We start from the raw sequence: 12,002 nt of genomic DNA, 5'->3' as shown, positions 1-12,002 counted from the left end.
AATTTCCTCCTTACTTTTTTATTAAATATTATGATATGCTTAACATGATTACTCGAAGACTTGATTTATTTTGTATAATATACTAAGATTTTACTATAATAATTTATATATGATTTGTAAAGAGCTATGGTTTTGTTACAAATCGGCACATCTCAAATCAATGGGTGTTTTATTAAAATAAATCATGGGTATCAAGGGAGAGTTATATTATGAAAACAGGGGTAAAGGTAGATTTAACTAAGGTAAAGCCACATTTAGGCGAGGAAGAAATAAGTTATTTTAATCCATATATTAAGGAAGCTCATAAAATCCTTCATGAAAAAACAGGGGAAGGAAATGACTTTTTAGGATGGATGGATTTGCCCGTAAACTATGATAAAGAAGAATTTGAAAGAATACAAAAGGCTGCTGAAAAGATAAAAAATAATTCGGATGCTCTTATAGTAATAGGTATTGGGGGATCATACTTAGGAGCAAGGGCGGCTATAGAAATGCTTAGCCACACTTTTTATAATAGTTTAAGCAAGGATAAAAGAAAAAATCCAGCTATATATTTTGTAGGAAATAATATAAGCTCTACATATATGGCAGATTTATTAGAGCTAGTAGAAAATATGGATATATCCGTTAATGTAATATCAAAATCAGGAACTACTACAGAACCTGCCATAGCTTTTAGAATTTTTAAGGAATTACTAGAAAAGAAATATGGCAAGGAAGAGGCTAAAGAGAGAATATATGCTACCACTGATAAGTCAAAGGGTGCACTAAAATCTTTAGCAGATAAGGAAGGATACGAAACCTTTGTAATACCAGATGATGTAGGGGGGAGATATTCAGTGCTCACTGCTGTAGGGTTGTTACCTATTGCTGTATCTGGCACTAATATAGAGGAAATGATGATAGGGGCAAGGGATGCAAGAGAAGCCTTTATGGAAGATGATTTAGAAAATAATCAGTGCTATAAATATGCAGCAGTAAGAAATGCTTTTTATAAAAAGGGAAAAAGTATAGAAATACTAGCGAACTTTGAGCCTAGTCTTCATTATTTTGGGGAATGGTGGAAGCAGCTTTATGGAGAAAGTGAAGGAAAGGATCAAAAGGGAATTTATCCAGCAGCGGTAGATTTTTCAACAGATTTACATTCCATGGGGCAATATATACAAGATGGACTAAGAATATTGTTTGAGACATTTATAAATATAGAAAATCCAAGAAAGAGTATAACTGTAAAAGAAGATGTGGATAATGTAGATGGATTGAACTTCTTATCTGGAAAAACTATGGACTTTATAAATAAGCAGGCCTTTAGAGGGACGGTACTTGCACATAGTGACGGAAACGTACCAAGCATAGTTATAAATATTCCTGAACTAACTCCATATTATTTTGGATATATGGCATACTTTTTTGAAAAAGCCTGTGCTATAAGTGGGTATCTTTTAAGAGTAAATCCTTTTAATCAGCCAGGAGTTGAAGCGTACAAAAAAAATATGTTTGCTCTTTTAGGAAAGCCTGGCTATGAGGAAATGAAATTAGAATTGGAAGCTAGATTAAAATAAATTATAAGGCTTTGGATTAAAGGTTTTAATGTTAATAGCCTTTAATCCAGGCCTTTAAGCATTACAAAAGGAGAAATCTATGAGAATATTAGTTGACGCAGATGCCTGCCCAGGTAAACATATGATTGAAAGGGCAGCAAAGGAAAATGATATAGAAGTTATAATGTATTGTGATATAAATCATGTTCTTAATAGTGATTATAGTACTGTTAAGTACTTGGATAGTGGATTTCAAAGTGTAGATATGTATCTTATAAATGAAGCTAAAGCAGGGGACATAATAATTACACAAGATTATGGGGTAGCAGCCCTAGCCTTAGGTAAAAAGGCTTATGCAATAAATCCTAAGGGATATATTTATAATGATGAGAATATGGATAGGCTGCTTTTTGAAAGGCATCTTTCAGCCAAGGTTAGAAGAGGCGGAGGGAAAACGACAAGTCATAAAAAGAGAACACAGGAAGATGATTTAAGGCTTTATGAAAGCATTATAAAAATTGTGAAGAGATTTTTTATTAATAGTTAATATTAAAAATTTAATAGTAGTGGAAAAATTCTGCCCTAGCAGAATTTCCACATTAACTATTAAGGATTAATTATTATTTATACATAACTGTTGTACTTATACCCTCAACAGTTATTTTTGAGCCTTCGATGGTATTGATAAGGTCCGTTCCGGCAATATCTCTATTTACAACCATTTTCCAAGTTCCTACAGGAATATTAAATTCTGCCACATATTTGGTTGGATTATATATTACAAGTATATCTTTCCAACTATCCCCTTGTGCATGGTCTTTTAAGATAAAAGCTACAATGTTTTTTGGGGTATTTTCTAAAAAAAGTAGATGTTTTCTTATTTCATCTGCATTATTCATTTTAAATGCAGTATGTTCTTTTCTAAGTTTAATTAGTCCTTTGTAATAATTATTAACATCAATAAATTTTTCTTTCCTATCCCAATCCATCCAATTTATTATATCTGGTGATTTATAGCTATTTTCATCCATATTTTTTGTTCTGCAGAATTCTACGCCGCTATGAAGAAAAGAAATACCCTGAGAGGTTAAAACTATAGCGTTACATAATTTATGTATATATTTTTTTTCTTCAAAATCTTTATCTCTACAGCTGAGTTCTATCTTATCCCATAAGGTATGGTTATCATGAGCAGATACATAGTTTATTGTATTAATGGGACTTTGAAACATTCCTTTTATATGCTCATTGTAATTTATAGAACCAGAAGCACAAATCTTTATATTATTTTCCATATCTTCTTTCCCAGAAGCGTAACCTATATCTGTGGGTATAAAGGTGGACCCTTTAATACTGTCTCTTACAAAATCATTAAAATGACCAATATAGGGAATTTTATAAAAGTTTTTTTGAGTTGCTTTCTTTTCTTCAGGTAAGGAGGTATTTAAGTTCCACCCCTCTCCATATATAATGATGTAAGGATTTATCTTATATAATTCATCTCTTATAATATTCATGGTATCTAGATCGTGAATTCCCATTAAGTCAAATCTAAATCCATCTAGGTGATATTCCTTAGCCCAAAATTTCACAGAGTCAACTATGAATTTTCTCACCATAGGATTTTCGGATGCTATATCATTCCCACATCCGCTGCCATTGCTTAGGCAGCCATCCTCATTGTATCTAAAATAGTATTTAGGAAATATATTTTCAAAATTACTCTTAGAAGCATTAAAAACATGGTTATATACTACATCCATATTTACGCCTATATTGTTTTTATGAAAGGTGTATATTAGTGTCTTAAGTTCTTGTATTCTGCAATAAGGATTATAGGGATCTGTAGCATATATACCTTCAACTGAATTATAATTTTCAGGGTCATATCCCCAATTATAAAGCAGGGGATATTTTTCACTAGAATTTATGTGACTAAAGTCAAAAATTGGCATAAGTTGTACATGGGTAATTCCTAATTCCTTAACATGGCTAAGGCCTGTGCGTATATTGCTATTAGAATAAGTATTATCTTCTGATAGTCCTAAAAATTTAGCTCTATTTATTATTCCACTATTAGGGTGAGTGGACATATCTCTTATGCTTAATTCATAAATTATGGCGTCTGTAAGAGAATTTAGCTTTAAAGGAGAGTCTTTTTCAAAGTTTTTAGGATTAGACTTATTTAAGTTTATTATAGCGCCTCTTAAACCATTTATACCAACTGTTGGAGTATAAGGATCTATAACTTCTCTTATGATTCCATCTATATTTATTTCATAAGTGTAAAAATATCCATCTAAGTTTTCTTTGATGCTGCATCTCCAAACTCCATTTTCATATTCTTTCATTTGTGCTCTGCGGGGCTTTTCTTCTAAACTAGGGTCTCCAGAGTCGTAAATTAAAAGATTTATACTTAATGCAATAGGAGACCATAAGGAAAACAAGGTTTCTTCCGATGAATAAGTATATCCAAGATTGCCAGCATAATAATATAATTTATTAAATTCATCTGACTTATATAGTGGATAATAATTTACAGAAACTTTATTTTTACCTAATATTAATTCGCTTTTTTCTTTTATATTAATAAAAGCGTTTAAAGTTATTTGTAACACATCTTTATTCAGATAATACTCTTTTACACGCAAAGTTGTAAGGCCATTGCGTATCTTTAGTTTGAGTAATTTATCCATAGAACAGTTGTCGGTTTTAAGTTTTATAGTATCAAATGATACGAGTTCAGCATTATATAGTCTCATAAAAACCCCCCTAGTTTATAAGGAAATATCTCTATAAATTGGGATATACTAATTTAGGATAAAATCAGATATTTTTCCAAATTATCCATATGTAAATAAAAACCACATTACAGAATATGGTACTTATAGTATAATATAAAATAGGAAGAGTTTAAATGGGGGTTATGAATTATGAATGAGATTTCCATCACCTTTAGTTTAGAAAGTCCCCGAGAGAGGGAAGAGGAAATAATTATAAAGGCGGAAGTATCTGATAACGATAATTTATTATATAAATTTTTTGTAGGATGTAATGGTATATGGGAAGTATTAAGAGATTTTGATTATAAAAACAATATAAAATGGGTACCAAAAGAAGATGGAAAGTACACTATAATGGTACAAGCTAAAGTAAAAGACAGTATAAAACCTTTTGAATATTTATCAAGAAGTGATTTTATAATAGGTAAATCACAAGAAAAAATAATAGATTCTCTTAAAATAAATAAAAAGGAAATAAAAGTTGGAGAAAAAATAAAAGTAGATGTTACTTCAAATAAAGATAATATTATGTATAGGTATTGGCTAAAGGAAGAATTTAATTGGCAAATTATAAAGGACTATACTTTAGATAATTTTTTAGAATGTACTATAAAGAATCCTGGTAAACATGAAATATTGGTTGAATGTAAGGAGGTTAATTCTCTTAAGCAATATAATGATTTTACAAGGGTAGATTTTAACGTACTTCCATTAAAAAAAATAGAAATAAGAAATTTTAGGTGTATAACTAGCGAGAGAATATGTAACGAAGAGTTATTATTTGAAGTGGATACCGATGGAGACAAGGACAGAGTAATACTTTATAAGTTTATAAAGATATCTAAAAATGGAGAATTTAAATGTGTACAAGAATATTCCACGAAAAAAGTGGTAGCGTACACTGAAGAAGTGTCTGGAGACTATAGATTAATGTGTATGGTAAAGGATATGTATTCTCCTAAGGAATATGATGATAGGGCTATAATAAATTTTAATATCCGCCCATATAAGGATATCGAAATAAATAGTTTTACCGCAAATAAAATGAGCCCACAGCGGGTAGAAACAGAAATTGAACTTCAAGCAATAGTTACTGGAGGACATGAACTTCTTTATAGATATATCATAGATGGAAATTCTAGTGCTGATTCAGGTTACATAAGACTAAATGATTATGCTTGGAAGCCAGAAAAATCAGGAGAATATAAGGTTATATTATGGGTAAAAGATTCATCTTTTGATGGCGAATATGAACAAAAAGAGGAGTTTTACTTTACAGTTGATGAAAAAGTTAAACTTCCCATAAAAATAGATAATATTATTATAGATAAGGGAAATGAGATATTAAAGCATGAAGAAGTTATAATAGAGGTAAATGCTTCTGGCAGCGCTACTTTAAGGTATAGCTTTATAATAAGAAAAGAAGGACAAGAAAGGGGAAGAATAGATTATGGAAGCTGCAACTTTATAAAGTTTGTACCACAAGAAGAAGGTAAGTTTGAAATAGAAGTAATGGTAAAAGATAAATATTCTTTGAAGGAATATGATAGTCATAAAATTATATATATAAATTCCTATGAATTTTTTCCAGCAAATATAGACTATATTTTAATGCCTTTAAATGAGTATTATGTTGCTGGTGATACCATAAAACTTAATATAATATCAACAAATACAAAGGATTTATTATTTAAGTATGTTTTAAAAATAAATGGACATAAAATTGAAGAAACAAATTATGTAGAAAGCATAGAATATTACTTTATTGCTCCACATAGTGGCATGTATGTAGTAGAAATGTATGTTAAAAATAAATTAAGTAATAAGGAATTTGATAATAAAAAAGAAGCTAGGATACCAGTTCATCAGGCATTGCCAGTTACTAATACAACTATAAAATGCAGTGATAGCAAAATGGAAATTAATAAGCCTATTATAGTTACTGCAGAAAATGAAGGTGGCAAGGATACTATATATGAATTTTATTTGATGGAAGAAGATGAATGGTTTAAGGTTCAAAATTACTGCAAAAAAAATTATTATAGCTTTGTTCCTTTTAAAAAGGGAAAATATAAGGTGCTTGCTTTGTGTAAAAGCAATTATAAGAAGTGTGCTTATGAAGACTATGCTATTTTAGAATTTATTATTTAGAGGTGATATGAGGATGAATATAGATGACAATAAAAAAGTAGAGCAGTTTTATCAAATGCAGCTTATGACACAAATGTTTAAGGAAGCAATGGGGGATTCGCCAGCTTTTGAAATAGTGATGCAAAGTATTACTGAGGCTATGATGGATTCAAATGGCAATATAGATTTTGCTAATCTAGGGCTTACAGATGAACAAGGACAAAGTCTTGGATATGGAGGACAAGAAAGAGTTACAGCTGCTATAAAAGACATAAGTTCTAGTATGAAAAGTGATGATGCAAGGATAGAGGAAGCTGTGGAAAAGGCTTCTAAAAAATATGGTATAGATAAGGAACTGATAAATACAATCATTTATCACGAATCAAGATTTAAACCAAACGTAACATCTTCAGCTGGTGCAATGGGATTGATGCAGCTGATGCCAGGAACGGCTAAGGCTATGGGAGTTGAAAATCCTTATGAGATAGAAGACAATGTCATGGGTGGGACAAAGCTTCTTAAAAATCTTTTAGATACCTATGGGAATAGTAAAGAGCTAGCTTTAGCAGGATATAGTGCGGGAACGGGTACTGTAGAAAAATTAGGGGTAAAGAGTAAAGAAGATATACATAAGTTACCTTATGAATCCAGAGAGTTTATACAATATGTTATGAAAAACTACGGGAAATAATGGGTATGTGTAATAATTAATAGATGATAGTTAATAATTTTAGATAAAAGGTCAGCCTCAAGCTGACTTTTTATATTTTAAAGAATTACAAGAGAAAATGGTGGTAAAATATATAAGATAAATGGTATATTAATTTTGTATTTAAAAATGAGGGAGGAAAAATAGTGGAAAGATTAGATAAAATACTTGCTAACTTAGGATTTGGAAGTAGAAAAGAAGTAAAATCATTAGTAAAAAATGGGAGAGTAGAAGTAGATGGAGAAATAGTTAAAGACTCCTCAATGAGTATAGATCCAGAAAAAAGCATTGTAAAGGTAAACGGAGAGGAACTTTTATATAGAAAGTACATATACATTATGATGAATAAGCCTGATGGAGTCATTTCAGCTACCTTTGATAATCGTGATGAAACGGTAATAGATTTATTAGATATAGATTATCAGGTGTTTAAACCATTCCCAGTAGGAAGACTAGATAAAGATACTGTAGGATTACTTCTTATTACCAATGATGGAGAGTTAAATCACAAATTAATTTCTCCTAAGTGGCATGTAGATAAGGTGTATTATGCCGAAATAGATAAAGAAGTGAATGAAGGAGATATTGAGGCTTTTAAAAAGGGTATAATTTTAGATGATGACTATAAATGTCTTCCTGCAAAACTTGAAATAGTAGACGCAAATGAAGATGGCTCCAAAGTTTATATAACTATACAAGAAGGGAAATTCCACCAAGTAAAAAGGATGTTTCAGGCTAGGGGAAAGGAAGTAGTTTATTTAAAGAGAGTTAAGTTTGGTAATTTATCTTTGGATACTGAACTTATGGAAGGAGAATATAGAGAACTTACATCAGAAGAATTAGAAACGCTTAAAGATATATAAAAATTGAAGGTTTTTATTTCATTTAACAAAAATTTTAAAATCAAATTTTCAAATATCACTTGAATTTAAATTAGTATTCTTATATAATTAGTTATGCAAGAATAAATAAAAGAATGAATAGCCCCCTTTTATTTATTAAAAAACAACCCATGCCCCAATGGGTTGTTTTATTTTTTTGAAAATAATAAATATTATCAAAGATTTTTACAAATTATGCAATGTAAACGATAAAATTTATCATATATGTGCTATAATAGAGAGAACACATTAAATAAATCAAGGTATGTTGATTTATAGCGAAATTATATATTTTTATAAATTACATAAGAAAATATTTTAATTATGAATAAGGAGCTGAAAATCATGGGAAATTTTAGTTCAAAAGTTGAGAGTAAAGAAATGGATTTTTTATGTAAAGCCATTTTAAGCTTGGAGACCAGGGAAGAGTGTTATAGATTGTTTGATGACATTTGTACTATAAATGAAATACAAGTTCTTAGTCAAAGATTACAAGTGGCAAAGATGTTAAAAGAAAAGAGAACTTATCAGGATATATCAGCGGCAACAGGAGCAAGTACTGCAACCATAAGCAGAGTAAATAGATGCTTAAATTATGGAAGCGAAGGTTATAAAATAGTATTAAAAAGACTTGAGGAAAAAGAAGAAGCTTAAAAAATGCTAAGCAGTTTTTAGGATTAAGGATTTAGGTGTTAGGAGTTAGAAATTATAGAAATTTTACATACGCAAAATTTCTACAATTCCTAGCATCTAGCACCTTATTTATAGTCCCTAAAAAACTTCTTGGTATTTTTTTTATCTAAAATTATAAAAATATTAAAACATATGAAATTATAATGATTGTTAGTTGTATATGTATAATGATATAAATTATAAAAACTTGAAAAAATGGAATGAATTATTGAAGGGTAACAGAATATACATATATATATAAACAAAGATTAAAATGTTAAAAGAGGTTGGTAAAAATGAAGGATTTAAAAAATAATTTATTTAAAAACATAGATTTGTCTTTGGACGAATTAATAAGTTTAAGAAGAGATTTTCATAAATATGCAGAAAGTGGATGGACTGAATTTAGAACTGCATCAAAAATAGCAGATTATTTGAAGGATGTTGGATTAGAAGTGAAAATAGGAGAAGAGGTTATAGATATAAACTCTATGATGGGAGTCCCTAGTAAAGAAAGGTTAGAAGAATATAAAAAGAGGGCTCTTTCCCAAGGAGCAAAGGAAGAATATTTAAATTTAATGAAAAATGGAGCAACAGGAGTAGTTGGAATATTAGATACAAAAAAAGAAGGGGAAACTATTGCATTTAGATTTGATATAGATTCTTTAGAGGGAATAGAAAGTGATGATATAAATCATAGACCTACAAATGAAGGATTTGCTTCAATAAATGAAGGTAATATGCATGCTTGCGGTCATGATGGACATGCTGCTATAGGATTAGTATTAGCAAAAGCAATGAATAATATAAAGGAACAATTAAAGGGGAAGATTTTATTTGTATTTCAACCAGCTGAAGAAGGCACTAGAGGAGCTTACTCTATGGTTAACAAAGGAATTTTAGATAATGTAAATTATTTATTTACTGGGCATATAGGATTTAAGTCTGGAAAATTAGGAGAACTCGTTGTAAATACAGGAGGATTCCTATCCACAACAAAGCTTGATGTGTATTATAAAGGAAGAGCAACTCATGCAGGAGCTACCCCTGAAAAGGGGAAAAATGCATTACTTGCAGCAGCTACAGCGGCATTAAATTTACACACTTTATGTCAGCATGGAGATGGCACAGCTAGAATAAATGTAGGAGTCTTAAAAGCAGGTACAGGAAGAAATGTAGTACCAGATAGAGCAGAAATGAAAATAGAAACTAGGGGGGAAACTACTGAAATAAATGAATATATTACACAAAGAGCAATAAAAATACTTGAAAGTGCAGCAAATATGTATGATGTAACTTGTGAGGTTACTTTAGCAGGAAAGGCAGAGAGTGGATATAGTGACAAGGAATTATCCTTATTAGTAAAAGAGGCATCAAATGAAGTTTCAGATATAACTAATATAGTAGAATATACAAGTTTATCAGGCTCAGAAGACGCAACTTATATGATGAATAAGGTTCAACAAAATAAGGGGAAAGCAGTTTATTTAATGTTTGGCACAGAAAGGGCAGCAGATCATCACAATAATGGATTTGATTTTAATGAAGAGGTTTTAAAAGTAGCTGTAAAGGTTTATGCTACTACTGTCTTAAAGCTTTATGAAAAGGAGGGGAATTAATTATTTATCAATATTGTTTGTTGAGCCTTAATTAATAAATCTTTAATTGTGTTAGGAGGGGGATTATGCAAACTAATAAAAATGTAAAGACCGTTCAAAAAACGGGGGGATTCTTAGGCTGGGTAGAAAGGGTAGGAAATAAAATACCTCATCCATTTATGCTATTCATAGGGCTTATTATATTAATATGGATTATATCTGTAATTTGCGGAATGACTGGTGTTCAAGTAATGGACCCTGTAACAAATAAACCTGTTGTTGCCAAAAATCTCTTATCAAGAGAAGGCATAGTATTTATGCTAGAAAGCATGATTAAAAACTTTACAGGATTTGCACCACTTGGACTTGTTCTTACTATGACACTTGGTATTGGACTTGCGGAACATGTAGGCTTTATGGGAACTTTTATGAAAGAAACTATAATGGGAGCCTCTCCTAAAGTAATAACATTTGCAATTGCTGTAATTGGTATATGTGGAAATATAGCATCAGATGCAGCTATTGTAATAATCCCACCTATAGCTGCAGTTATATTTGCGTCTATGGGAAGGCATCCAGTAGCAGGTATTGCTCTTGGCTATGCTGCCACTACAGCAGGATTTAGTGCAAACTTAATGGTAGCTGGTACTGATGCATTACTTGCAGGTATTTCCACAGAAGCAGTTCATTTAGTAAATAAAAATATATCTGTAACAGCTGTAGATAACTGGTATTTTATGTTTGTATCAACTTTCGTACTTGCAATTATATGCACCTTAGTTTCAGAAAAGATTGTGGAACCAAGACTTGGAAAATATACAGGAAAGAAACAAGTTGAAAATAAACCTTCAACACCTGAAGAAAAAAGAGGACTTAAGAAAGCTGGAATTGCTGCGCTTATATATATAGCTATAGTACTTATTGCGGTAGTTCCAAAGAACGGATTATTAAGAAATCCTAAAACTCATGGACTTATCCCATCCCCATTTTTAAATTCAATAATTCCATTACTACTATTCTTATTTGTGCTAGTCTCTGTAATATACGGAAGAGAGGTAGGAAAAATAAAGACCTCTGCAGATATTCCTAAATATATGGCTGTAGCTATAAAAGATATGGCATCTTATATTGTACTTGTATTTGTTATAGGACAATTTATAGCATACTTTAATTGGAGTAACTTAGGTTATATTTTAGCTGTAAATGGAGCTAATGCATTAAAGGCGGCTAATTTAACAGGTATTCCATTATTCGTATTATTTATACTTCTTACTGCATTTATCAACTTATTTATAGGTAGTGGTTCAGCAAAATGGGCATTACTTGCACCAATATTTGTTCCAATGTTTTATATGCTTGGTTACCATCCAGCAGTAACACAATTATTTTATAGAATAGGTGATTCAACTACTAATATCATATCACCTCTATTCCCATATTTCCCAATCGTATTAGGTTTTGTAAATGAATATGATGAAGATGCAGGAGTAGGAACAGTTTTATCAACAGCTATGCCTTATAGTTTGATAATGTTAGTTGTATGGATTGTATTTGCAATGGCATGGTATGGACTGGGCTTACCAATAGGACCTGGAGTAAGTATAAAATAATATATAATACAATTTTTTTCAATCTCTAGTCGGGAGTTAATAATAGCTATTAAAAATGTTAAAAATTTCCTAGTACTC

The 12,002-nt window shown here is 30.6% G+C and carries 9 protein-coding genes; 8 read left to right on the top strand and 1 reads right to left on the bottom strand.

Going from position 1 to position 12,002, the window contains the following annotated elements; all coding sequences use genetic code 11:
- Positions 1-209: 209 nt before the first annotated feature.
- Both CRN98_RS14040 and CRN98_RS14035 read left to right on the top strand, forming a co-directional pair.
- Positions 210-1,562 carry a glucose-6-phosphate isomerase gene (locus CRN98_RS14040; protein WP_097028058.1) on the top strand — a complete coding sequence of 451 codons (1,353 nt, stop codon included), beginning with the start codon at positions 210-212 and terminating at the stop codon, positions 1,560-1,562.
- Between the two features lie 79 nt (positions 1,563-1,641).
- Entirely contained in the window at positions 1,642-2,088 is a 447-nt protein-coding gene (locus CRN98_RS14035) for a YaiI/YqxD family protein (protein ID WP_097028057.1), read from the top strand.
- A 73-nt stretch (positions 2,089-2,161) separates the two neighbouring features.
- Here the strand turns inward: CRN98_RS14035 and pulA are convergent, their stop codons facing one another.
- Positions 2,162-4,303 carry a type I pullulanase gene (pulA, locus tag CRN98_RS14030; protein WP_097028056.1) on the bottom strand — a complete coding sequence of 714 codons (2,142 nt, stop codon included), beginning with the start codon at positions 4,301-4,303 and terminating at the stop codon, positions 2,162-2,164.
- Positions 4,304-4,474: 171 nt separating this feature from the next.
- Between pulA and CRN98_RS14025 the strand changes: the two genes are divergently transcribed.
- The 6 genes from CRN98_RS14025 (at position 4,475) to CRN98_RS14000 (ending at position 11,924) form a co-directional block, all read left to right on the top strand.
- Positions 4,475-6,475, top strand: a complete 2,001-nt coding sequence (locus CRN98_RS14025; RefSeq protein ID WP_097028055.1) for a triple tyrosine motif-containing protein — start codon at positions 4,475-4,477, stop codon at positions 6,473-6,475.
- A 13-nt stretch (positions 6,476-6,488) separates the two neighbouring features.
- Entirely contained in the window at positions 6,489-7,145 is a 657-nt protein-coding gene (locus CRN98_RS14020; protein WP_097028054.1) for a lytic transglycosylase domain-containing protein, read from the top strand.
- A gap of 164 nt (positions 7,146-7,309) precedes the next feature.
- The gene (locus tag CRN98_RS14015; RefSeq protein WP_097028053.1) at positions 7,310-8,026 is read left to right on the top strand and encodes a pseudouridine synthase; all 717 of its coding nucleotides are present in this window, start codon (positions 7,310-7,312) and stop codon (positions 8,024-8,026) included.
- Positions 8,027-8,389: 363 nt separating this feature from the next.
- Positions 8,390-8,698, top strand: coding sequence for a YerC/YecD family TrpR-related protein (locus CRN98_RS14010; RefSeq protein WP_097028052.1), 309 nt, complete (start codon positions 8,390-8,392; stop codon positions 8,696-8,698).
- Between the two features lie 314 nt (positions 8,699-9,012).
- A complete protein-coding gene (locus tag CRN98_RS14005; protein WP_097028051.1) occupies positions 9,013-10,335 on the top strand; it encodes an amidohydrolase in 1,323 nt (440 codons plus the stop codon).
- Positions 10,336-10,400: 65 nt separating this feature from the next.
- A complete protein-coding gene (locus tag CRN98_RS14000; RefSeq protein ID WP_097028050.1) occupies positions 10,401-11,924 on the top strand; it encodes an AbgT family transporter in 1,524 nt (507 codons plus the stop codon).
- The last annotated feature ends 78 nt before the right edge of the window (positions 11,925-12,002 follow it).

It is taken from the genome of Clostridium peptidivorans (genome assembly GCF_900205925.1).
Classification (GTDB): Bacteria; Bacillota; Clostridia; order Clostridiales; family Clostridiaceae; genus Clostridium_AK; species Clostridium_AK peptidivorans.
Note: the sequence above shows the minus strand (reverse complement) of the source record. Positions and strands in the feature narration are given on the sequence as shown.